A 23551-nucleotide genomic window follows, 5' to 3' on the forward strand; every position below is an offset into this window, starting at 1 on the left:
TTAAAGTTAAACTACGCCTATTGCGTCTGGAATATTTGTCTCTTGTCCTGGTAAATTTGCAAATTTGGCTTCTAATTTTAAACGTGCGGCGTGTGTCTTGGAGGATAAAATCTTTAAATTTAACTCAAATTTGAATGGGAAAACTACTCTTTCATAACCTTAAGAAAAGAGTAAACATCCCGCACGCCTTCGATGTGTTTGGCGTACCAGATCGCGTGTTTTTCCTGCTCGATATCGGTGATGATGCCGGTAAATACGACGTTGCATTGCACTACGCTGACTCTCACGCTTGTGCCGTTGATTATGCTATCTTTAAAAAAATTATTTTTTAGTTTTAGCATTATGGCGAGGTTGCTTTCGCATTCGCCGCCGTCGCTAGGGAGGCGAATATACGTATAAATTTTACTCACGCCGTCGGTGTTTTTAGCTAGCTCTACGAGCTTGGTTTTATGCTCGGCGTCAGGCACCACGCCGATGAGATACACGTCGCCGTAAAAGCTCTCGACGTCCACGTTTAGGTTGCTAAGTCCGCTTGAGGCAAAAATTTTAGTCTGGATTTTTGTTTTTATAAATTTATCTTTCGTTATCGAATATATGCCGCGTTCGTCTTTGCTGATCTGGTAGGCGTCGTAGACGTTTATGCCTGTTAGCGGCGTCACGGTCGTAAAGAGCTCGAGGCAGCCGCCAAGGAAAAAAATCGGCGAGAAAATGAGAATGTTTTTTAAAAAAAATCGCGCAAATAGCTTTTGCATCGCCGACCTATAAAATTTTCTCTAAATACTATAGAAATCAAACTAAAATTTATATAAATTTAGCTATAATCGTGCTCATCATCTAAAGACGCGGAGGATAAAGCGATCTGGTGGCGCTCGCGGACTTCAAATCCGATGGCGGGGCGGTTGACCGCTTCGCGGGGAGTTCGATTCTCTCATCCTCTCGCCAAACTTCTACATTTATTATCTTAAAACAAGCAAAATTCAGCTACAATAAGCCGTTTATATTAAATTAATTTAAGGTTTTTCTTTTGGCTAGTTCATCCGCCTCTAAATTTCCTCTCGCACGCGCCGTTTTAGGCAGGATATACGTGGTGCTTTTTGCTACCGCCATATTTCTGATATGCGCGGCTAGCTTTGGGTTAAATTTAAAATTTGAAGGCGTAAAAGAGGATATTTACACTGCAAATTCTAACTTTAAAACTTTCATCAAAGAACGCGCCGTAAATATAGATAACGAACTTAAACTTATCGAAAGATATATTGAAGCACCCGATTTTGACTCAAAAGCGATCTTTGACTTTGCCGTAAAAAACAATAACGAATACATGGCCTTTTTTATCGTAAACGAACGCGGCGAGATAGAGTTTGTCAGCGATGAAAAATTGCGCGATACGTACTCTGCGTTTTTTCTCTCAAAGCCTTGGGAAAACGAGCCTGAGGATAAAATTTTAAGATCAGAGTTTATGTTTGATAAAAGCGACGTACCTACAAGACTCGCCGCAAAAAAGATGAAAAACGGCAAAATCTTAGCTACGCTCATACGCTTTACGGCGATTTACGAGGAGTTTGCGCGCGGATACGAGAGAATCGGCGTAAATTCGTTCGCGATAGATAAAAGCGGTAGGATCGTATTTCACCAAGACCCCGAGCTGGTTTTAGAGCGCAAAAATATCTTTGATCTTTACGATGTGAGTGCGGACTACCTAAACAGCGACGAAGTAAAATTTGCAAATTTAGGCTCGCTAAACAGCGAAATTTATTATATTCAAAGTATCCCGAGGATCGGTTTGGCCGTGGTTTCAAGCTATTCTGTGGATAAATTCTTAAAAGAAAATTTACTATTTTTGCTAATCTGCGCCGTATTTTTGGTTGCAGGCGCATTTTTTACTATTTATTACGTTAAATTTGTCAAAAATTCAGTAATAAAACCTATTTTATCTATAAGAAATATACTAGCCAAGGCCGGGCGCGGCGAGGAAATCAAAGCGTATGCAAATTTCGGATCTATAAAAGAATTTGAGCAAATACTGGACGAAATCGTCAAATTTCACGACGACTTCGTCCAAAAAAAGATGAATTTTGAGGATTATTCGCGTAAATTCGGTTTTTTGTTTGAAAAAGGACCGTTTGTAATGCTACTCATAGACGCAAAAAGCGGCAAAATCATCGAAGCTAGTACAAAAGCATGCGAGTTTTACGGGCTCAACGATGTGGAGATAAAAAATAAAAACCTGGCCGAGCTAAACGCGTCAAATTTGACGGATATGACGATACGGCAAGACGGTGAAGCTCAAATTTACGAAACGACTCATTTCGTCGCTAGCGGCGAAGTAAGGCAGGTGCGTATCCGAAAGCAAAACTACGAGTTACCCGGCGGCGAAAAGATAGGCTTTTGCGTTATTAAAGACGTTACAAAGAGTAATGCTCTAAAGAAAAACGCTCAAAAACAAAGCGAGATAGATGCCAATTCGCCTATGTTTAGCGTGGTTTGGAAGGACCGCTTTATAGGCGATATATCAAGCGTTTCTGACAATATCGAGCGCGCATTGGGATACAAAAAAAGCGAAATACTCTCAAACGAATTTGAGTTTAAAAACATCATCCATCCAGACGACCGAGATAGGCTCGCGAATGAATTTAACATCAAATTTAGCCTATTTAACGCGGCTTCGCTCAAAAAAGAGAACGAGTCGCTACAATCTTGCAGGCTGATAAGGAAAAATCTAGAGGTCATAAACTGCAGCGTATTTATCAAATTTATCTCAAAAGACGGCAGAACCGTGGATGAGGTGATCGGATACTTTATCGAGAGCAAGCTGGCGGCAAATTTGACCGCAAAAACCGGCATGGAGATAGCGCGTCTAAACGACGACAAAGAGGGCGCATATAAAAATACGATTTTAAGCCTATTTGCAAACGCGCAAGAAGCCGTCGCCGTAGTCGGGTTAGACGGAGTGTTCTTGGATGCAAATGAAGCTTTTTGCAGAATAAGCGGCTATTCCAAAGAAGAAGCTATCGGCAAGCCGTCAAATTTACTAAGATCCGGCGTGCATGATGATAAATTTTATGAAAATATGTGGAAAATCTTGTTAAAAAACGGGTTTTATAGTGGTAAAATTTATAACAAGCGCAAAAACGGTGAAATTTATCTCGAGCAGCTTAGTATCGCGACCGTTTATAGCGGCTCAAAGCCTAGCTACTTCGTGGCGGCGTTTCACGAGTTGCCGTGGAGAGAGCCCGGGATAAAACAGAATGAATCAAAAGCAAAGGAGCAAGAGTGAGCGAATTTGACGCGAGCGTTTACGAGCACGAAATACCAAGCGGCACGAGGCTGTATTTCGGACAAAGCGCGAAACTAAAAAGAAAGATCGAGCGCGCGGCGAGCGAAATTTTGGAGAAAAACGGATTTCACGAGATCGTGACGCCATTTTTCTCGTATCATCAGCACCTAAGCGTGCAGCCCACGGCTCTGGTGCGCTTTAGCGATCACGAAAATCACCAAATCAGCCTGCGCGCCGATAGCACCGTGGACGTCGTACGCATCGTGCTTAGACGCCTAAAAGATACCGAACCTAAACGCTGGTTTTACATCCAGCCGGTTTTTAAGTATCCTAGTACTGAAATCTATCAAATCGGCGCAGAGCTAATCGGCGAGAGCGATCTGGCTACTAGCGTCAAGATCGCAAAGGAGCTTTTTGAGTCGTTTGACCTCGCGCCCGTGCTGCAAATCAGCCACATCGCGATCCCGCAGATCGTGTGCAGGCTCTTAAATTTACCTATTTCGATATTTGAGCACGGCGAGATCGAAAAAATCCTAAATCAAAACGAAGAGTGGCTAAAAAGGCTAGCCTTCGTAAATACGGTAGCAAGCATCGACGAGATCTTGCCGGTAGTGCCGGACGAGATAAAAACTGCGCTACTTGAGATAAAAGAGCTGGCGCAGGCGGTAAAATATGAAAATTTAAGAATTGTTCCGTTATATTATTCAAAGATGAGGTATTATGGTAAGCTGTTTTTTAGATTTTTGGGCGGCAACGCCGTGCTAAGCGGCGGCGGCAACTACGAGATAGAAGGCATCAAAAGCAGCGGTTTTGGCGTATATACCGACGCGTTAATCGAAAATTTAGATCAAAAGGAGATAGTATGAGCAAGGCTGACGTGATTGTAGGCGTACAGTGGGGAGACGAAGGCAAAGGTAAGATCGTAGATATGCTAAGCGGCGGCTACGATATGGTGTGCAGGTGCCAAGGCGGACACAACGCGGGCCACACGATCGTCGTAGAGGGCAAGAAAATCGCGTTGCATCAGGTTCCATCGGGCATACTTCATAAAAATATAATCAACATCATCGGCAACGGCGTCGTGCTCTGTCCGGCCGCGATAATCGAGGAGTTAAAGCAGTTTGGAGACGTTTCGGGACGGCTGTTTATCAGCGACAAGGCGCATTTAAATTTATCTTATCACGCGCAAATCGACCAAGCTAAAGAAAAAGCCAAAGGCGCGCACGCTATCGGCACGACTGGCAAGGGCATAGGGCCTGCGTATAGCGATAAAATTAGCCGCAGCGGACACCGCGTCGGGGAGCTAAAAAATCCCGAAAAGCTTTGCGACGCTATTTTGGCTGATTTTGCGGCAAATAAAGCGTTTTTAGACGTTTTAGGCGTCAAAGCGCCTGTTCGCGATGAGCTTTTGGGCGAGCTAAAGAGCTATGAGGCCGCGCTGGGTAAATTTATCGTTGACACCACGCATATGGTGTGGGAGGCGATAGACGCGGATAAGAAAATTTTGCTCGAGGGCGCGCAGGGCACGCTGCTAGACATCGATCACGGCACCTATCCTTTCGTAACTAGCTCAAACACCGTAACCGCAGGCAGCTGCAGCGGCATCGGACTAAGCCCTAAAAACGTCGGCGAGGTGATCGGTATCATCAAAGCCTATACTACGCGCGTTGGCAACGGCGCATTTCCGACCGAAGATATGGGCGAGGACGGCGAAAAGATACGCGATATCGGACGCGAATACGGCGCTACCACGGGCAGGCCGCGCCGCACTGGCTGGTTTGACGCGGTTGGCGTGAGATATGCGGCGAGACTTGACGGCGTGGATAAATTTGCGCTGATGAAGCTTGATGTTTTAGACGGCTTTAAAAAGGTAAAAATCTGCAAAGCCTATGAGAAAAACGGCAAGATAATCGAGTATTTCCCAAGCGATCTAGAGGGCGTAAAACCGGTCTATGAGGAGCTTGATGGCTGGGATAAGGTAGAAGGGGCGCGTAAATTTGAGGATCTTCCTGCAAATGCAAAAGCCTTTATCAAACGCATCGAGGAGATCACGGGCGTAAAGGTCGGCATCGTTTCCACGAGCCCGGAGCGCGAAGACACGATAGTTCGTTAAGATGAAAAGCAAATTTACGCAAATCGTAAATATAAAAAAGCGAAATTTAGACAAAATCGAGCTAAATTTAGCAAGAACCAGAAACGAAGCGGCGATGATAGAGGGCTTCATAGCGCAGGCCGCGGAGCAAATTTCAAAATTTGAAATGCCCTCCAGCGGCTCTGCGACCGATTTGCGTGGATCGCTCGAGCTTCTGGGTGCGATGCGGCGAGAAAAGAATCTGCTAACCGAGCGGCTCGAGCTAATGAAAAAAAACATCGCGCACCTCGAGTGGCAGCACAAGGCGGCAAATTTGGAGTACGAAAAGATGAAATACCTGCAAACGCAGGACTTTAGCGCGCAAATAGAAAAGATAAAAAAGGCCGAAGCAGCGGCTCTGGACGAGTTTGCGACGATGAATTTTACTAGGCAAAAAGAGGCGAAAGCTTGAAAAAAATTTTGATTTTACTAACTTTAAATTTATGCGTTTGGGGCGCAAACGACGTAAACGCTCAAAGCGCGAGCCAAAGCGGCTTTAAGATCCCGGTGGACTGCGTTTCGATATTTGAAACCAGAAAAGACGAGCTAAAAAGAGAGCTTGCCAAAATAGACGAAGCAAGGCAGAGTTTGGAGGCTTTTAGAGCGAGTTCGGCGGCGCTTTTTGAGGAGCGAAACGCCAAGCTAGCCGTCAAAGAGGCCGAGATAAACGCAACTCTAGCCCGCGCGCAAGAGGAAAAAAAGCAAACCGAGCAGCTGCTAAAGAAAAACGAGGAAATCGTAAAAGAGCTAAAAGCGATGACTAGCGACAAGGTCGGCGAGGCTTACGGCAAGATGAAAGACCAGGCCGCCGCCGACGTGCTAAGCGCGATGGATAGGGCGGATGCGGCTAGCATCATGTACTCGCTAAGCCCTAAAAAAATCTCCGCGATAATGGCAAAAATGGAGCCTACCGCGGCGTCTGAAATCACGCTTTTAATCAAACAAGGCCCGCCATTTATAAAAGCCGAAAAAAACGTAACACAGGAAATCTCTCCGACTTCGCCCGACGGCCCGGCGGGAAATCTGCTAAATTTGTAAATTTGGGCTATAACGCTCTAAATTTATCTTGGCTGGCGTCTAAATTTGGGCTCAAATTTGCGCGGATAATGCGAAAGCCAAATTTGCCTTTGGCGGTCAAATTTGACTCCAAAGGTTAAATTTTACTGCCGTCAAATTTAACTATCGCTCGGACCCAAAAGCATTTTTGCCAGCGCGTCAAATTTTGCTTCAAATTTTACTTAAAACAAACGCCCTTCAAAACAAAAAACTCCGTAAGATTTTAGGTATTTCTTACCAAATTTTGGTTAAAATCAAGCCCAAAAAGAGAGGTAAAAATGCGTATAAAACTCCCACACACACCCTACATCGCGCACAAAATCGCTATTGATTTATTAAAGTCCGGATTCGTAAATTTAACGCGCGGAGTAGAGCCCGTAGCGGCATGTGCGAAAGAAATTTTAGATAACGATTTACAAAAAGAAAAAGCGCTTGAAGAGCGCGTAAATGAGGTGCTCGCCGAGAATGAAGACGATATGGAGAGCATGCAAGTCGATAGAAAAAATATGTTTTGGCTCGTAAAAAAGAAGCTGGCTAAAGAGTACGGCGTGATCCTGACATATGAAGACCGCTTTAGCAACGTCGCTCATCTCGTGCTTGAGGGCGCTTGGAAAAAGGGACTCATCGACTACACTGTCTCCGAAAACCGTATCAAAAACATCATCTATGGCTCGATCGAAGAGTATCTAAAAACGTATGAAATTTTACAAGACGTGGTCATCGACAAGATCGACGGCTACAAGCGCAAACTAATCCCGGGCACCGAGGAGTACGACATCGTATTTGAGCGGCTCTACGAGGACGAACTAAGAAAACGAGGCATGCTGTGAGAGCTTATATCTACCTTGAAAACGGCGTTTTTTTACAGGCGAAGGCATTTGGCGCGAGCGGTACGGCTAGCGGAGAAATGGTCTTTAATACGAGTCTAACGGGCTATCAGGAGATCATGAGCGATCCTAGTTATGCGGGGCAGTTTATTGTTTTTACGATGCCTGAGATCGGCATAGTGGGCGTAAACGAAGACGATATGGAGAGTGCGAAAATCCACGCTAGCGGCGTTTTGATGCGGGATTTTAATCCTACTGCGTCAAATTTCCGCTCGCAAAAAAGCTTGGAAGAGTTTTTCAAAGAGCAAGGTAAATTCGGCGTTTACGACATCGACACGAGATTTTTAACCAAGATGCTACGCGATAACGGCGCGCTACACGCTGTGATCTCGACTGAAATTTCAGACGAAAAAGAGCTAAAAAAACTGCTCGAAAACTCGCCTAGAATCTCGGAGATAAACTACGTCGCAAAGGTAAGTACCGAGCAAATTTACGCTCACGAAAACGGCGCTTGGGATCACGCGAGCAAAGCCTACTCCGCGCTAAAAGCAAACGGCAAAAAGGTCGCCGTCATCGACTACGGCGTGAAGCGAAACATCCTAAACGAGCTTTGCGAAACCGGCCTTGAGACGCAAATTTACCCTCACGACGTGCAAGCAGACGAGCTCATCGCTAAATTTAACAAAGGCGAGATAAACGGCGTGTTTCTCTCAAACGGCCCGGGCGAACCCAAAGCCCTAAAAAACGAGATCGCGCAGATAAAAAAACTGATCGAAGCGAGGGTGCCGATTTTTGGTATTTGCCTAGGCCATCAGCTGCTTAGCAACGCGTTTGGCTTTGAGACGTACAAGCTAAAATTCGGTCAGCACGGCGCAAATCATCCGGTTTTAAATTTGCAAACCAAAGCAGTCGAGATAACGGCGCAAAACCACAACTACAACGTTCCCGAGGAGATCGCGCAGGTCGCCGAGATCACGCATAGAAATCTTTTCGACGGCACGATCGAGGGCGTGAAATACAAGGATTATCCGGTATTTTCGGTGCAGCATCACCCCGAAGCTAGCGGCGGACCGAGCGAGAGCAAATATATCTTTAAACAATTTTTAGAAATTTTATAGTTGCTAGTCGCGGTCAAATTTGAGCAAAATTTAGGGTTAAATTTGCGAGCCGAATTTAACCCCAGCGCGGCTAAAATTTGCAAATGAAATTTGACGGTCAAATTTGATGAGCGGCGCGGAGTTTGTTTCGATTTTGAGCGTCGCGGCGCTTAGCTCGGTGGGCCACTGCGCGGGTATGTGCGGCGGTTTTGCTATCTTGCTCGCGCGGTTTTTGAATGGCAAAGGTAAAATTTTTAGCGCGGCGATGATAGCGGGGTACAACCTAGCTAGAATTTGCGCTTATATGCTACTTGGCTTTATTTTCGGGTCGCTTGGCGGCGTTTTTACGCTATCTCTTGCGGCGCGAGGCTACCTATTTTTTGCTATCGGCGTTTTTATGGCGGTTTTGGGCGTTGCGCTCATTAGGCGCGGAGCGGTGTTAAATTTCATCGAGAAAAACGCATTTTTATCCAAAATTTTAAACGAAAAAATGAAAGCCGCCATCGCGAAAAATAGCGTGATCGGGTTTTTGACGCTCGGGTTTTTAAACGGGCTGCTGCCGTGCGGAGTGGTTTACTATTTTTTAGCTTTAGCAGTAGCTAGCGGCAGCGGGGCAAAGGGTGCGGCGATCGCGGCTACGTTTGGCGCGGTTAGTTTTTTTGCGATGAGTTTTTACGCGCTGGTTTTAAAGGCCGTGAGCGAAAAATTTAAAAAACAGGCTCTAGATTTAAGCGGCGCGGCGATAATAATTTACGGAATTTATCTATCTTTTATAGGATTTACGGCGAGCAATGGATGATATCAAAGAAAGATTTAGGCAGTATCAAGAGGCTATCGAGACTAGCAATATAGTCTCAAAGACCGACACAAACGGCACTATTACCTTCGTAAACGACGAGTTTTGTAAGATGTCAGGCTTTTCGCGCGAGGAGCTAATCGGCGCAAATCACAACATCGTGCGCCATCCCGAGGTGCCAAAGGAGGTTTTTGCACGGCTTTGGGATACGATTTTAGCCAAAAAAGTACACAAAGGCACGATAAGAAATCGCACCAAAGACGGCCGCGATGTCTATCTAAACACGACTATCATCCCGATTTTGGATTTAAGCGGGCAGATCGAGGAGTTTCTTGCGATTAGATACGATGTAACGGACGTGATAAATTTAAACAACGAGCTTGAAAAGACGAAAAAAGAGCTGCTAAATTTAAACGAAAGTCTCGAAAATAGGGTCGCCAAGCAGACGGCCAAGCTCGTAAATTTAAACCAAAATCTAGAAAATTTGGTGAAAGCCGAGATAAAGAAAAACGAGGAAAAGACCAAAATGCTCTTTTTGCAGTCGCGTCTAGCTTCGATGGGCGAGATGATCGCAAACATCGCTCACCAGTGGCGCCAACCGCTAAACGAGCTTAGTATCACGCTTTTTAAACTAAAAGAGAGCGTGAAGTCAAACGAGAAATTTGAAACCAACTACGAGCACGCAAAACGTGTGATAAAGGGCATGTCGCAGACGATCGAGGACTTTAGAAACTTCTTTAGCGTCGAGCGCGAGAGGGGGCTTTTCTTTCCTTCGGCTGCGGTAGAAAACGCGCTAAAAATGGTACAGGGAACCTACGAAAAAGAGGGCATAGACGTAAATTTGGAGCTAAAAAGCGAAGGTCAAATTTACGGCTTTGAGTCGCAGCTTTGTCAGGCCGTAATCATACTGCTTTCTAACGCCAAAGATGCGCTGGCAAATAAAAAAGACGATAAAAAAGTAACGCTAACGTTAGAAACAAAGGATAAATTTGCTATCATAAGAGTAACGGATAACGCCGGCGGTATAAAAGACGAGATAATGGACAAGATTTTTGAGCCGTATTTCACCACGAAGCACCCGAGCGCGGGTACGGGCATCGGTCTATATATGTTAAAAAGCATAGCCAAAAATCACGGCGGAAGTGCCGGCGCTAAAAACGTAAAATTTGGAGCGGAATTTGAGATAAAGTTGCCGCTAAAGGATGAAAAATGAAAAATTTTAAAGAGCTAACGCTGCTGCTAGTCGAGGACGAGGATAGCATAAGGGAGTCTATGCAAGAGGTTTTCGGCGGCGTATTTCAAAAGGTCATTTCGGCCTCAAACGGCGACGAAGGACTTAAGAAATTTAAAAAATTTAGCCCCGACATCGTGATAGCTGATATCATGATGCCTATCATGGACGGACTTGAGATGTCAAGGCAGATAAAAGAATTCTCAAAAAACACGCCAGTAGTGATCCTAAGCGCATATAGTGAAAAGGAAAAACTGCTAAAAGCTATCGAAGTAGGCATCGATAAATACGTGATCAAGCCTATCGACATGGACGAGCTTTTTGTCGTGCTGGAGCAGATCGTAAAAACTAAAATCATAGGCGCCGATATCATCGATATTTCGGGCGGGTATTCGTTTAATCAAACCAAAAAAGTGCTCGTAAAAAACGGAGTCGAGATCGCGCTAACCAAAAAAGAGCTGGCCTTTATCTCTCTTTTAGTTAAACGCATCGGCACTCTAGTTTTAACCGAGGAGATCAGAAACGTGGTATGGTTTGGTGAAAAGGTAAACGATCCGGCCGTTAGGACATTTATCAAGCGAATACGTGATAAAGTGGGCGCCGGACTCATAAAAAACTCGCCAGGACTTGGCTATAAAATCGAGCTTAAAAAGTAAAATTTAAAGTAGTGTAAATTTAAAACGATTAAGCGATTTTGCGCTTAAATTTTAGTAAAATAACATTTTCGTAATAAAATAAACAAAGGAGGATATCGATGCGACTAGACAGGGCGCTAAGCTACGACTACACGGTCGCCAAGTATTTTATGTTCGCGACGATACTGTTTGGGATAGTCGGCATGGGCATAGGCGTGCTGATAGCCTTTCAGATGGCATATCCCGATCTAAACTATCTCGCGGGCGAATACGGTACCTTTAGCCGCCTAAGACCGTTGCACACGGCAGGTGTGATATTTGGATTTATGCTATCTGGCGTATTTGCGACGTGGTACTATATCGGACAAAGGGTTTTAAAGGTCTCGATGAGCGAGTCGCCGTTTTTGATGGCGGTAGGTAAGCTACACTTTTGGATATATATGCTGGTTATGGCAGGCGGCGTGTTTAGCCTCTTTGCCGGCGTTAGCACGTCAAAAGAGTATGCCGAGCTAGAGTGGCCTCTAGATATCGGCGTGGTCGTGCTTTGGGTGCTTTGGGGCGTTAGTATATTTGGCCTCATCGGTATTCGCCGCGAGAGGACGCTTTATATCTCGGTTTGGTATTTTATCGCGACGTTTCTAGGTATCGCGATGCTTTATCTGTTTAACAACATGGCCGTGCCGACTAGGCTGGTCTCGGGATATGGCAACTGGTGGCACTCGGTTTCTATGTATGCGGGAGCAAATGACGCGCTAGTGCAGTGGTGGTACGGGCATAACGCCGTGGCGTTTGTATTTACCGTGCCGATAATCGCTCAAATTTACTACTTTCTCCCAAAAGAGAGCGGTCAGCCGATATTTTCTTACAAACTTTCGATTTTCTCGTTTTGGAGCCTGATGTTCCTTTATCTGTGGGCGGGCGGACACCATCTGATCTACTCTGCGGTGCCTGACTGGATGCAGACGATGGGCTCGGTGTTTTCGGTGGTTTTGATACTGCCGTCTTGGGGTTCAGCTATAAATATGCTTCTAACGATGCGCGGCGAGTGGCAGCAGCTCAGAGAAAATCCTCTTATCAAATTTATGATTTTAGGCTCGACGTTTTATATGTTTTCTACCCTTGAGGGGCCGATTTTAGCGATCAAGTCCGTAAACGCCCTCGCGCACTTTACCGACTGGGTGCCGGGCCACGTGCACGACGGTACGCTAGGCTGGGTCGGATTTATGACGATGGCGGCGCTTTATCACATGACGCCGCGCGTATTTAAACGCGAAATTTACTCGAAATCCTTGATGGAAACTCAGTTTTGGATACAGACTATCGGCATCGTGCTTTATTTTTCATCGATGTGGATCGCGGGCATCACTCAGGGTATGATGTGGCGCGCGACCGACGAATACGGAAATTTGGCCTATTCATTTATCGATACCGTGATAAATATCGTGCCGTACTACTGGATCAGAGCCGTGGGCGGACTGCTCTATCTGCTAGGATTTTTCATCTTTGTTTATAATATCTACAAGAGTTTTGGCGCCAAAGCGCTCGAAAAAGAGCCGCTAAGCGCAAGTCCTGCGGGCGTAAAGGAGGTTGCTAATGTTTAGTTGGTTAGAGAAAAATCCCTTCTTTTTCGCGGTTATGGTTTTTATATTTATCGCCTATGCGGGCGTGATCGAGATACTGCCTGATTTTGCCAACAGAGCTAGGCCGCTTGAGGGCACCAAGCCGCCGACGGTTTTACAGCTTGCGGGCAAACACGTGTATATGAAAGATAGCTGTAACGCCTGCCACACGCAGCAAATTCGCCCTTTTAAGGCCGAGACCGACAGATACGGCATGTATTCGCTAAGCGGCGAGTATGCGTTTGATCGCCCGCATCTTTGGGGTTCTAAAAGAACAGGCCCCGACCTTTGGCGCGTGGGCAACTACCGCACCACCGACTGGCACGAAAATCACATGAAAGAGCCGACCTCCGTGGTGCCTGGTTCTATAATGCCTGCTTACAAGCATCACTTTAGCAATAACGCCGACATCGAAACCGCATACGGCGAAGCGGTAACGACGAAAAAGGTATTTGGCGTACCGTACGACGTAGAGGGTATGCCAAGCCTAGGCACCTACGAGCAGGCACAAGCAGCCGCTAAAGAAGAAGCCGCCGCTATAGTTGAAGAGATGAAAGACGAAGAGGTCAAAAAGGCCTTCGAGCGCGGAGAGATCCGCGAGATAGTGGCGCTCATCGCCTATCTAAATAGCTTAAAATAGGCGAATTTATGGATGCGCAAACTCTAAGAGAGCTCCAAGGATACGGAGCTTTTATCTTTCTAGCAGTGTGCGCCGCGCTTCTTTACGGATACTATTTTCATCTATATAGATCCGAAAAGAGCGGCAGGCGAGACTACGAAAGATACTCCGATCTGGCCCTAAAAGACGGCATAGACGAGGAAATTTTAGAGTCTGCGTCCATAGAGCAAAACGCTAAAAAGGAAAAATAATGCAATGGTTTAATTTAGAAGATAACGTAAATTTGCTGGGGCTTATCGGAGCTATTGCTATCGTTTTGGCCACGGCTTTCGTCGTAAGTCGCTTGGTCGGGCAGATGAAGGTAGCAAAACCTAAGGCCGAGCTTAGCGAGCATGGCTGGGATGGCATAGGCGAGTACAAAAACCCTCTGCCGCTGGGCTGGGCGGTCGTTTACGTGCTGGTTATCGTTTGGGCTTTGTGGTATATGCTAGCAGGCTATCCGCTAAACTCATACTCGCAGATTGGCGAATACAACGAGGAAGTCGCCGCTGCGAATGCTAAATTTGAAAAGAACTTCGCAAATCCGGACGCCAAGACGCTTCACGCGATGGGCGAGAGCGTGTTTTTGGTGCAGTGCTCGGCCTGCCACGGTATCACCGGCGACGGCATAAACGGCAGGGCCGCAGACCTTTCCAAATGGGGCAGCGAAGAGGGGATATATGATACGATAATAAACGGCTCAAAAGGCCTTGAGTATCCGATGGGCGAGATGCCTGCCGGTATGGCGGACGAGGAGGGCGCAAAGGCGATCGCGGCCTACATCGCTAAAGAAATTTCCGGTATAAAAAAGACCAAAAACGAAAATTTGGTAGCCAGCGGCAAGGAACTTTTTGCGACCTGCGCGGCGTGCCACGGCGAGGACGGCAAAGGTATGGAGGGCATGAGCCCTGATCTATCCAAATACGGCACGGCGTCATTTGTCGAGGACGTATTGCAACGCGGCAAAAAGGGCACTATCGGTACGATGCCTAAATTTAACGACGGCAGACTAAACGCCTTGCAGCAAAAAGCGGTCGGCGAGTACGTTATCTCGCTTTCTAAAGGAGAATAAATGGAAAACACGAATCGAAACGTTTTCGGCCTCCACGGTGTGACTGGGCTACTCATCGCGACCGGGCTACTACTAGCGATCTTAGCGGCACTCACGTACTACGCGATCAAGCTTCAGCAAGAAGTCGCACAAAAGCCCTACGCGCTAAACGCCTCCGAGCTAAAGATGAAAAGCGCGGATAACGCCAAGCAAGTGCGCGTAAAGGAGTAGCTATGCAAGCAATTTTGGAAAAATTTATCGTCGCCGGACTCATTGCGGCGGCGGTATTTACGGCGTGGGCAGTGCTAACGCCAAATCACCTTTTTGTGGGATGAAATTTGATAAATCAAAGAGCGCAAACCTTGCCGCTCTTTTTCAAATTTTACGTTTAAATCCTAGCGGCTCGCTTTACTTTTTACGCGAAAATACGCGACTGGACCGATGAAATTTATAAATTACGCTAGCTCAAATTTGACTGCGCTCGCTTTTTTGCGAGGCGTTAAATTTACAATGAATTTTCTAAATTTAAATTTTAGCGCACTTCGCCGCTTTTCGGCGCTCAAATTTGCAAATTTGACCCGCGTATTTTTTATCTTTTTATTTTTTCTTTTTTACGGCGCAGCGAGTTTGCAGGGCTCAAATTTACCTCGCGAGATAGTTTTAGTAAATCAAAACATCCTAAGCCCGGCTGTAAGCGAGAAAATCGCGCTTTTAGGCCAAGAGCTAGCTGGTAAAAGCGGCGTATTTGCGGGGGTTGCGGTTTATGAGAGCTTGGATGGCAAAACGCTAAAAGAAGCGGCCGCCCAGCTAAATTTAACCCCGCCTTACGCGCTTTTGATGCTTGCTAAAGCAGAGCATAAGGTGGAAATTTTTGCCGACCCGCAGACGCTTAAGCTTTTTGATAAGGAGAAAATTTTAAGCCCGTATCCAAGCTCTGGCTCGATTTTACCAATACTAGCGTCTAAAAACGGCAAAGATATCTTTAACGCCGCCCTGCTAAACGGCTACGCCGATCTTGCCGAGCAAATCGCCGCAAGCAAGGGCGTGAGCCTGCAAAACGCGGTCGGTAGCCAAAACCGCCGCACGCTTGATGCGTTTAGGATTTTTATCTACGGCTCTATCGCTCTGGTTATTTGCGCCGCTATTTTTAGAAAATTTAGGAGGAAAAATGGCTAAAAACTACTGGCCTCACGCTATCGTCGGCTCGCTTATTTTGATAGTCGCCTCCTGCGTAGCGACCGTCGTCCTGGCTGTGAAAAACCCCGTGGAGATGGACGGTTTTTACTTCGAGCGCTACCAAAACGTCGATGAAAATATAAACGAGATCGAGGCTAGTCAGCGTAGATTTGATGCCAAATACGATCTTGATTTCAATCCTGAATTTGACGGATTAAACGGATATTTTGGTATCGCCGTCACGCCTAAAAACGGCTTGGTATCGCTAAATTTCACACACGAGATTTTACTAACTAGACCCGCGACGAACGAGCAAAATCAAAATTTAGACGCCAAATTTGACGGGCAAATTTTAAAAACCGCGCCCGTGACGCTCCCAAAAAAAGGCAGATGGCAAATTTTGCTAAAAATCTCCGACACAAACGACACCGGCTTTTATAAATTTAACTTCGAGGCGCGCTAGTTTTCTTTGATTTTCAGCCGCTCTGGGCTATCATTTCGCCAAAAAACAAAGAGCCTTTATGCAAAATTTAGACAAACTTTACATCTTTACCAACTCGCGAAAGATTCGCGAATTTAACGCGAAATTTCAAAACGAACTTGTGCCAAAGGCTATGACGATAGCGCAGTTTGAGCAAAAAGCCGTGCTGGTGCCGGGGCGCTTTGAGGCGGACGAGGCATACGCGCTGGTGCTGATGCAGCGAGCCTGCGCGAGCGTGAGAGAGGCCTCCGAGCGGCTGCGTATCCCGTCGGAGTTTTTTGCTTTTTTGAAAAACAACGACTATCTTTTTAGCTTTTTTAAGGAGCTTGCTATCAGCAAAAAGAGCGTGGCGGATCTAAAATTTAGCGACATTTACGCCGATTACGAGGAGCATTTGGGTATCCTTGAGGCGGTGCTGGCGCGCTATAAGGAGCTGCTCGCGGCTGAAAATCTATACGACGGTATCGTGCTGCCTGAAATTTACGAGCTAAACGGCGGATTTGTCAAAGAATTTCGCGAGATAAATCTCGAAGTAGACGGCTTTTTGAGCGAATTTGAGTGGGAGCTGTTTAGCGAGACCGCAAAGCTAACGACGCTAAAAATCATCTTTCAAACCAGCAAATTTAACAAAAAACTGATCTCAAAACTGGCTGAAATTTCTGGCATTGAGGAGAGCGAATTTGGTCTTTACGGCGAATTTGAGCTAAATTTGAGCTCGAGCGAGCTAAGAAAAACGGGCGTCGTGCGCAAAAATCCGCTCGTTTTAAAAAGAAGCTTTGGCGCTAGAAGCCTGCAGGCGGCGTATGCGATGGCAAAGGCTAGCGAGTTCGTGGCTGATGGCATCAAGCCCGAAAACATCGCCGTTATCTTGCCTGACGAGAGTTTTGCCGAGATCTTGCGCCTGCACGACCGCGGCAAGATGTTTAACTTCGCGATGGGCGAGAGCTTTACGCGCACGCGGTTTTTTCAAATTTTAAAGTGCATGGTAACCGCGATAAACGACAAAATCCGCGTAAATTTGAGCGAGGATAACTATAAAAATTTCAACGAATTTGAGTTTAATCTGCATGAATTTGGCGTTAGCGGCGAGCTGTTTGAGAAATTTAAAAACGGCTTTGAAGCGCCTTGCTCGTTTGAGGATTTTAGGGCGCTGATGGAGGAGATTTTGGCGCTTGAGAGCGACCACGCCGCCGCGCAAAAAACGCGCGAGGAGCTATTTTACGCGCAGAGTTTGGCGCGGTATTTTAGCTTTACGCTACGTCAAATTTGCGAGATATTTTTGATAAAGCTAGCTAGGCTTAGGCTAGATCACGTAGGCGGCGGCAAGATCGGCGTCATGGGCGTTTTGGAGAGTCGCGGTCTAAAATTTGAGGGTGTCATAGTGCTTGATTTTAACGACGATTTAGTGCCAAAGCGCAGCGTAAACGAGATGTTTTTAAGCTCGCGCGTGCGTCAAAAAGCGGGCCTCATCGGCTACGTGGACCGCGAAAATTTGCAGAGATTTTACTACGAGAGCCTAATCGGCGGCGCGAAAAAAGCGGCGATATGCTACGCGGCAAACGAGGAGAAAATCGCATCGAGATTTCTCGGCGAATTTAACGCCGTGGAGGACGCGAGATACGGCGACGAGAGTTATGCGGCGCTATTTAACGGCGAATTTGACGCGGGGGGCGATTTTGCGGATGAGCAAAATTTTGAGGGCGAGATTAACCCGAGTCTTGACGAAAAGAACGAGGCTAAATCTAGACAAGCAAAAACTGCCAAAGAGCGGAGTTTGTTTGAATTTGACGAAGCGGACGGCGAGCTAAATTTGTCCGACAAATTTGACGAAAAAGCGGCGCAAAACAAAATGCCGAGCGAAAAACGGCAAGCCGTAAATTTGATAAATTTCACGCGAAAAACGCCTGCAAAGCCTAAAATTTTCGAGCAGGACATCATCGTCAAGCATGATTTTTTCGCTATTCCGCTCTCTTTTAGCAGGCTAAACACATATCTGCAGTGCCCGCGGCGGTATTATTACAGATATATCCTGGGCGTTCAGCCGCCCGTGATGCCTCAAACGGCGTCTGCGGCGGACTTTGGCAACTCGCTTCATAGGGCGCTTTTTGAGTATTATTCTAAATTCGAGCGATTTGACCTCGCTAAATTTGAAACGGTGCTAAGAGAGCTAAATACTCCGCCGCTAGAGCGCGAGATAACGATGATAAAGATGGAAAAATTTAAGGCCGTAGAGGACGCCAGATATGAGGACGGATGGCGCGTGCAGGGGCTTGAAAAAGAGCTTGATAGCGTCTTTGCAGGCGTGCGTATAACGGGCAAAATCGACCGCATAGATGGGCGCGGCGGCGAGCTAGCGGTGATTGATTACAAAAGCGGAAATTTCGACGCCAAATCGCTGCAACTACCCTTTTACGAGGCGCTTGTGGGTAGGCCTTGCGAGGGGTACTTTTACGATCTTAAAGATAACATGAACTTGGTGGCGGGCGAGGCTAGCACGGAGGCGCTGGGCGAGGCGATCGAGCAGCTAAAATCCATCAACAACACGCTGATAAATTTCGGGGAGGCCAAGGGCGCGATGAGCGAATACGAAGACTATAAAATTTTAGTGAAAGGCGAACTATGAAGCCGTTTTTGGCCCTCGAGGCGAGTGCGGGCAGCGGCAAGACCTTTGCGCTTAGCGTGCGTTTTATCGCGATTTTGCTATCAGGCGCCGACGCGCGCGAGATCACGGCGCTAACCTTTACCAAAAAGGCCGCCAATGAGATGAAAGAGCGCATCGTGCAGACCTTTTTGCGGCTCGAGGAAAAGAGCGCGGAGCTAGCCGAGCTGGAGCAAATTTTAGGTGCCGGCAGGGATGAAATTTTAGCTATGCGCGACGCGCGGGCGACGCATTTTTTAGAAAGCGATCTAAAAATCGGCACGTTTGACTCGTTTTTCGTTGGCATCCTGCGCAGTTTTTGCTTAAATTTGGGTCTAAGTGCGGATTTTGAAGTGAGCGAAAATTTAAACGAGCTGCAACGAGGAGAGTTTGTCGCTAGCGTAAGCAAGGATATGTGGCTACTAAAGGCGCTTGCAAATTTGATAGCGACGGCCGAGCGCAGTCAGAGTAGCTTTTTTGAGAGTTTGGAGATGTTTTACGAAAACTTCGGCGAGCTAAAAAGCAGCGAAAATGCGACCTTTCCAAACGAAAGCGGCGTTGCAGAAGCGCTAAAAAACATGCGCGAATACGTCATGGCTAGGGGTGGCGGCAAAGACGCGCAAAACGCCGTAAAAAAAGGGACTCCTGGCGAAATTTTAGCTCGCTCTTTTATGTCGCGCATGAGCCTTGATTATCGTACGTTTTCTAAAATTTATACGCCGGAGCTCGACGAGATGTTTTTTACGCTAAAAGCGCGGTTAAAGCGGTATTTTGACGAGCTAGAGGAGTATAAAATCGCCGAGCTGGCTAGATTTTTAAAAATCTATAAAGAGTGCAAAATCTCGCTAAACAAAAGGCTAAATTCGCTTGCATTTAGCGACGTGACGCGCCTAGTTTACGAGCTTTTACGAGGCGGCGAGATGGACGCGCAGATGCTTTATTTTAGGCTCGACGGGCGCATAAATCACCTACTCATCGACGAGTTTCAAGACACCAACGTCGCGCAGTACGAGATCATGCGACCTCTCATCGAAGAGATTGTTGCTGGATACGGACAAAACGGGCTTGGCAGCTTTTTTTACGTGGGCGACGTAAAGCAGAGCATTTACCGTTTTCGCGGTGGCAAAAAGGAGCTTTTTGGTAAGCTGATGCGAGATTTTCCGCAGATCAAAGCACAAAATTTGGAGGTAAACTACCGCAGTAAAAAGGCGCTGGTTAGATTTACGAACGCAGTATTTGCAGGCAAGATCGAAAATTTTAAACCACAAAGAACGCCCGAAAAAGAGGACGAGCGAGTAAATTTAGTAGGACAGATGCCGTATTTTGAGGCGGAGGCGGACGATCTTGGATTCGTGCGGGTAAGTAGCGGCGATGACGTGGCGGCAGAGGCGGCGCAGCAGGTTAAATTTCTGCTTGGAAAAGGTGTCCGCGAGGACGATATCACCGTGCTTTGCTGGAAAAACGACGACATAAATAAAATCGCAAATTTGCTTGACGAAGCTGGCATAAAAAGCGTGAGCGAGGGCGTGATGCCTCTGCTAGCTAGCAAAAACGTGCGAGCAGTAGTGGAGTACGCTAAATTTTGCCTATTTAACGAGCGAATTTATAAGCTAAATACCGAAGCGATCCTGGACGTAAACGCCGTAAAACTAAGCGTAAATCCGCAAAAATCGGCGCTTGAGAGCCTGCACTATCTGGCGGGCAAGCTTGGCGTAGATATGAGCAACGCGGACGTTTTGCGGCTGCTTGAACTTGCGCAGCCTTATTCAAATTTGACCGAGTTTATCTATAATCTTGGTAGATTTGAGGCAAAAGCGAGCGCAAAAAGCGGCGAGGGCGTGAAAATCATGACCGTGCACAAGTCAAAGGGACTGGAGTTTGAAAATGTGATCGTGTGCGATAAAATGGGCGCCGGACGGCACGATGGGTCAAATTTTATCGCTGAATACGACGCTGACGCGGGCTCCTGGCAGGTGCGCCACAACGTCAAAAAACAGTGTATCGACGAGGAGTTTGCAAGGCTAAAAGAAAAGGCGGCGTGGCTCGAGCGCGAGGAGGATATGAATAAGCTCTACGTCGCGCTGACGCGGGCTATCAGCGGGCTAATCATCGTCAAAAAAACGGGCGCAAACGGCAAAAATCCGAGCTTTTTTGGGGCGTATGAGAGTAGTGGCGAGGTTGTAGAGTATCTTGATTTGGTCGATTTTAGCTTCGGCGAGCCTACGCCTAGCAAGGCGCGAAATTTGACGTCGGTAGGCAAATTTGAGCCTATTGAACTAGCTCAAATTTCAAAGCAAATCGTGGATGAAACGCCCAAAACCGAAGGCAAAAATCAAAAGGCGATTTATTTTGGCTTGGCGCTACACTATCTGCTAGAAATGGCGGAAAAATTTGACGAGGACTCTCTAAAAACCGCGCAAATTTCGATGCGAAATGCTTTTCATAAATTTTTAGACGAGGGCGAGCTGGATGAAATTTACGCTCGCGGGCTAAATTTGATAAACGAGCCTAAATTTAAGCAAATGACGCAGGGGAAGCGTGCGTTTAAAGAGCAGCCCTTGCGATATGAGGGCGCGTTAAAACAGCTTGACCTTCTCTGCTTGGATGAAACCCAAATCTGCGTGATTGACTACAAAACGAGTGATAAAAATATAGATGAAAATATCGCGCAAGTGGCGGAATACAAAAAAATATTGGCTCAAATTTACCCGAATTTGAGCGTAAAGGCGGCGATATTTTACGTTTTGCGGGATGAAATTCGAAGCATTGATATTTAAATATAGCTTAAATTAAGCTATTTGTAAGGTGCATTTGAATACAATCACGACTTAAAATTATCTAAAGGGTAAGAAAATGACGAAAATAACAAAACCAAACGAAGTGGAGCGTGAGTGGATCGTGCTCGACGCGGCAGGCAAGCGTTTTGGTAGATTGCTAACCGAGGTAGCCACGCTGCTTCGCGGTAAGCATAAGCCAAATTTCACTCCGAATGTCGATTGCGGCGATTACGTTATCATAATCAACGCTTCTAAAGCCGAATTTACAGGCAATAATAAAGCCGAGCAAAAGCTTTATCACCGCCATTCAGGATATTTCGGTAGCACGAAAAGCGAGAAATTCGGCGAGCTTTTAGCCGATAAGCCGGAAAAGCTGTTCAAGCTAGCCGTTCGCGGAATGCTTCCAAAAACAAAACTCGGCAGAGAGATGATAAAAAAACTAAAAGTTTACGCCGGCAGCGAGCATCCGCACACGGCTCAAATAGCTAAAAAAGAAGGAAAATAATCATGGCGAAAGTTTATGCAACCGGTAAAAGAAAAACTGCCGTAGCAAAAGTCTGGCTAAAACCGGGCAGCGGTAAAATTTTAGTAAACGGACTTGATCTAAACACTTGGCTTGGCGGACACGAGGCTATCAAGCTAAAAGTAGTTCAACCTCTACTTTTAACAAAACAAGAGGGTTCTGTAGATGTGACCGCAACGACTCTAGGCGGCGGATACTCTGCTCAGGCTGAGGCGCTAAGACACGGTATTTCAAGAGCATTGGCTCTATTTGACACCGACTTTAGAGCGACTCTAAAACCAAAAGGTCTACTAACTCGCGACTCACGCGTCGTCGAGCGTAAGAAATTCGGTAGAAGAAAAGCTAGAAGAAGCCCGCAGTTCTCTAAACGCTAATAGTTTTGAGAGCGGTGCGAATTTGAGGTGCATTGATATTTATGATTATTTAATTATATTTTTTATAAATATCAAATGTTAAAACGAAATTTATAATTTTTGTGATATTATTAAAAAATACATTTCACCATGAAAGGATTTTCTATGAGAAAGATTGCTATTGCTTTAGTTGCTGCTACAGCTCTTTTTGCTGCTGATTCAGCTTACAAATATGAATTAACTCCAACCATCGGCGGAGTTCACCCTGAGGGAAACCTAGGAGTTAACGAACAGTCTGCTATTGGTTTAAGAATAGGAAGAAACCTTGAGAATTTCTTCTTAGATCATGTTGAGCTTGGTGTTAGCCATACTAATAAAATAAGAGAATATGGCGTAGACGGTAAAGCTACTAGATATTTCGTTAACGCTATTAAAGATTTCGGTCTAACTGAAAAACTATCTCTTTACGGTTTGCTTGGCGCTGGATATGAAGATGTTTCAAAAAGATTCGTTAAAAACGATGACGGCGGTTTCGGTCAATACGGTCTTGGCCTAAGATACCAAATCACCGACAACTTCGCATTGCGTGCTGAAGCTGTAGACGCTATTAAATTTAACCATGGCGACCACAACCTATTCTATACTCTAGGTTTTGCAGTAGGTTTTGCTCCTAAAAACGCTCCTGTAGTTGCAGAAGCTCCAAAAGTTGAGGCAGCTCCAGCTCCTGTAAGCCTTGACGATGACAACGACGGCGTTTTAAACGATGTTGATCAATGCCCAAATACACCGGCTGGCGTAGTAGTTGACGAGACTGGATGCGAGAAGGTTATCGTTCTTAGAGATATCGGCGTAAACTTTGCATTCGACAGCTATAAAGTAACTCCAAAATATCTTGAGGAGATCAAAAAAGTAGCTAACTTTATGGGTGAAAATCCAGGCTACCGCGTAGTTCTAAGCGGTCACACAGATAGCGTTGGCGCTGAGGCTTATAACCAAAAACTATCTGAAAAAAGAGCAAATGCGGTAGCTAAAGCTCTTGAAGAGCTTGGCGTAAGCGCAGACAAGATTACAACTGTAGGATACGGTGAGCTTAAACCTGTTGCTTCAAACAAAACAAAAGAAGGACGTGCTGAAAACAGACGCGTTGAAGCCAGATTTAACAAATAATTAGTCTAGCTTAAATAGCATGGACGAGATTAAATTCGAACTTATTTGGTCACTAATC

Annotated in this window: 23 protein-coding genes and 1 tRNA gene; 23 read left to right on the forward strand and 1 reads right to left on the reverse strand. The window is 46.0% G+C overall.

Annotated features, from left to right (window positions below):
- Positions 1-143: 143 nt before the first annotated feature.
- Positions 144-752 carry a BON domain-containing protein gene (locus CSUNSWCD_RS00325; protein ID WP_034964021.1) on the reverse strand — a complete coding sequence of 203 codons (609 nt, stop codon included), beginning with the start codon at positions 750-752 and terminating at the stop codon, positions 144-146.
- Positions 753-844: 92 nt separating this feature from the next.
- On the opposite strand from CSUNSWCD_RS00325, the gene CSUNSWCD_RS11210 reads away from it, so the two are divergent.
- The 23 genes from CSUNSWCD_RS11210 (at position 845) to CSUNSWCD_RS00435 (ending at position 23493) form a co-directional block, all read left to right on the forward strand.
- Positions 845-942, forward strand: a tRNA-Sec gene (locus tag CSUNSWCD_RS11210).
- Positions 943-1024: 82 nt separating this feature from the next.
- Positions 1025-3277, forward strand: coding sequence for a PAS domain S-box protein (locus CSUNSWCD_RS00330; protein WP_244263898.1), 2253 nt, complete (start codon positions 1025-1027; stop codon positions 3275-3277).
- Complete coding sequence (locus tag CSUNSWCD_RS00335) at positions 3274-4143, forward strand: ATP phosphoribosyltransferase regulatory subunit (RefSeq protein ID WP_009492452.1); 870 nt, start codon at positions 3274-3276, stop codon at positions 4141-4143. Before CSUNSWCD_RS00330 ends, CSUNSWCD_RS00335 begins: the two co-directional genes overlap by 4 nt.
- Positions 4140-5390, forward strand: a complete 1251-nt coding sequence (locus CSUNSWCD_RS00340; RefSeq protein ID WP_009492454.1) for an adenylosuccinate synthase — start codon at positions 4140-4142, stop codon at positions 5388-5390. Before CSUNSWCD_RS00335 ends, CSUNSWCD_RS00340 begins: the two co-directional genes overlap by 4 nt.
- 1 nt (position 5391) lies before the next feature.
- Positions 5392-5820 (forward strand): flagellar export protein FliJ, encoded by a 429-nt coding sequence (locus CSUNSWCD_RS00345; protein WP_009492456.1) that lies wholly within the window; start codon positions 5392-5394, stop codon positions 5818-5820.
- On the forward strand, positions 5817-6446 hold the full coding sequence (locus tag CSUNSWCD_RS00350; RefSeq protein WP_009492458.1) for a MotE family protein: 630 nt from the start codon (positions 5817-5819) through the stop codon (positions 6444-6446). The genes CSUNSWCD_RS00345 and CSUNSWCD_RS00350 overlap by 4 nt, the downstream gene beginning before the upstream one ends.
- A 296-nt stretch (positions 6447-6742) precedes the next feature.
- On the forward strand, positions 6743-7294 hold the full coding sequence (locus CSUNSWCD_RS00355; RefSeq protein WP_009492462.1) for a DUF507 family protein: 552 nt from the start codon (positions 6743-6745) through the stop codon (positions 7292-7294).
- A complete protein-coding gene (carA, locus tag CSUNSWCD_RS00360; protein ID WP_009492464.1) occupies positions 7291-8409 on the forward strand; it encodes a glutamine-hydrolyzing carbamoyl-phosphate synthase small subunit in 1119 nt (372 codons plus the stop codon). The genes CSUNSWCD_RS00355 and carA overlap by 4 nt, the downstream gene beginning before the upstream one ends.
- Before the next feature lie 106 nt (positions 8410-8515).
- On the forward strand, positions 8516-9187 hold the full coding sequence (locus CSUNSWCD_RS00365) for a sulfite exporter TauE/SafE family protein (RefSeq protein ID WP_034964023.1): 672 nt from the start codon (positions 8516-8518) through the stop codon (positions 9185-9187).
- A complete protein-coding gene (locus CSUNSWCD_RS00370; protein ID WP_009492470.1) occupies positions 9180-10397 on the forward strand; it encodes a PAS domain-containing sensor histidine kinase in 1218 nt (405 codons plus the stop codon). The genes CSUNSWCD_RS00365 and CSUNSWCD_RS00370 overlap by 8 nt, the downstream gene beginning before the upstream one ends.
- Entirely contained in the window at positions 10394-11071 is a 678-nt protein-coding gene (locus tag CSUNSWCD_RS00375) for a response regulator transcription factor (protein WP_009492472.1), read from the forward strand. Before CSUNSWCD_RS00370 ends, CSUNSWCD_RS00375 begins: the two co-directional genes overlap by 4 nt.
- A gap of 98 nt (positions 11072-11169) precedes the next feature.
- Complete coding sequence (gene ccoN / locus CSUNSWCD_RS00380) at positions 11170-12651, forward strand: cytochrome-c oxidase, cbb3-type subunit I (RefSeq protein ID WP_009492475.1); 1482 nt, start codon at positions 11170-11172, stop codon at positions 12649-12651.
- Positions 12644-13309: a cytochrome-c oxidase, cbb3-type subunit II gene (gene ccoO, locus CSUNSWCD_RS00385; protein WP_009492477.1), complete on the forward strand. Its 666-nt coding sequence runs from the start codon at positions 12644-12646 to the stop codon at positions 13307-13309. Before ccoN ends, ccoO begins: the two co-directional genes overlap by 8 nt.
- 8 nt (positions 13310-13317) lie before the next feature.
- Positions 13318-13539, forward strand: a complete 222-nt coding sequence (locus CSUNSWCD_RS00390) for a cytochrome c oxidase, cbb3-type, CcoQ subunit (RefSeq protein ID WP_009492479.1) — start codon at positions 13318-13320, stop codon at positions 13537-13539.
- Entirely contained in the window at positions 13539-14399 is an 861-nt protein-coding gene (locus CSUNSWCD_RS00395) for a c-type cytochrome (RefSeq protein WP_009492481.1), read from the forward strand. Before CSUNSWCD_RS00390 ends, CSUNSWCD_RS00395 begins: the two co-directional genes overlap by 1 nt.
- Entirely contained in the window at positions 14400-14609 is a 210-nt protein-coding gene (locus CSUNSWCD_RS00400; protein ID WP_009492483.1) for a DUF4006 family protein, read from the forward strand.
- A 210-nt stretch (positions 14610-14819) separates the two neighbouring features.
- The gene (locus CSUNSWCD_RS00405) at positions 14820-15554 is read left to right on the forward strand and encodes a hypothetical protein (RefSeq protein WP_009492487.1); all 735 of its coding nucleotides are present in this window, start codon (positions 14820-14822) and stop codon (positions 15552-15554) included.
- A complete protein-coding gene (locus tag CSUNSWCD_RS00410; RefSeq protein WP_009492490.1) occupies positions 15547-16017 on the forward strand; it encodes a FixH family protein in 471 nt (156 codons plus the stop codon). The genes CSUNSWCD_RS00405 and CSUNSWCD_RS00410 overlap by 8 nt, the downstream gene beginning before the upstream one ends.
- Positions 16018-16075: 58 nt before the next feature.
- Positions 16076-18658, forward strand: a complete 2583-nt coding sequence (locus tag CSUNSWCD_RS00415) for a PD-(D/E)XK nuclease family protein (RefSeq protein ID WP_009492492.1) — start codon at positions 16076-16078, stop codon at positions 18656-18658.
- Positions 18655-21450, forward strand: coding sequence for a RecB-like helicase (locus CSUNSWCD_RS00420; RefSeq protein WP_009492494.1), 2796 nt, complete (start codon positions 18655-18657; stop codon positions 21448-21450). Before CSUNSWCD_RS00415 ends, CSUNSWCD_RS00420 begins: the two co-directional genes overlap by 4 nt.
- A gap of 76 nt (positions 21451-21526) precedes the next feature.
- Entirely contained in the window at positions 21527-21955 is a 429-nt protein-coding gene (rplM, locus tag CSUNSWCD_RS00425) for a 50S ribosomal protein L13 (RefSeq protein WP_002949135.1), read from the forward strand.
- A gap of 2 nt (positions 21956-21957) precedes the next feature.
- Entirely contained in the window at positions 21958-22347 is a 390-nt protein-coding gene (gene rpsI, locus CSUNSWCD_RS00430; protein ID WP_009492499.1) for a 30S ribosomal protein S9, read from the forward strand.
- A gap of 144 nt (positions 22348-22491) precedes the next feature.
- Complete coding sequence (locus CSUNSWCD_RS00435; RefSeq protein ID WP_009492501.1) at positions 22492-23493, forward strand: OmpA family protein; 1002 nt, start codon at positions 22492-22494, stop codon at positions 23491-23493.
- Positions 23494-23551 lie beyond the last annotated feature (58 nt).

It is taken from the genome of Campylobacter showae CSUNSWCD (genome assembly GCF_000313615.1).
GTDB lineage: Bacteria > Campylobacterota > Campylobacteria > Campylobacterales > Campylobacteraceae > Campylobacter_A > Campylobacter_A showae_A.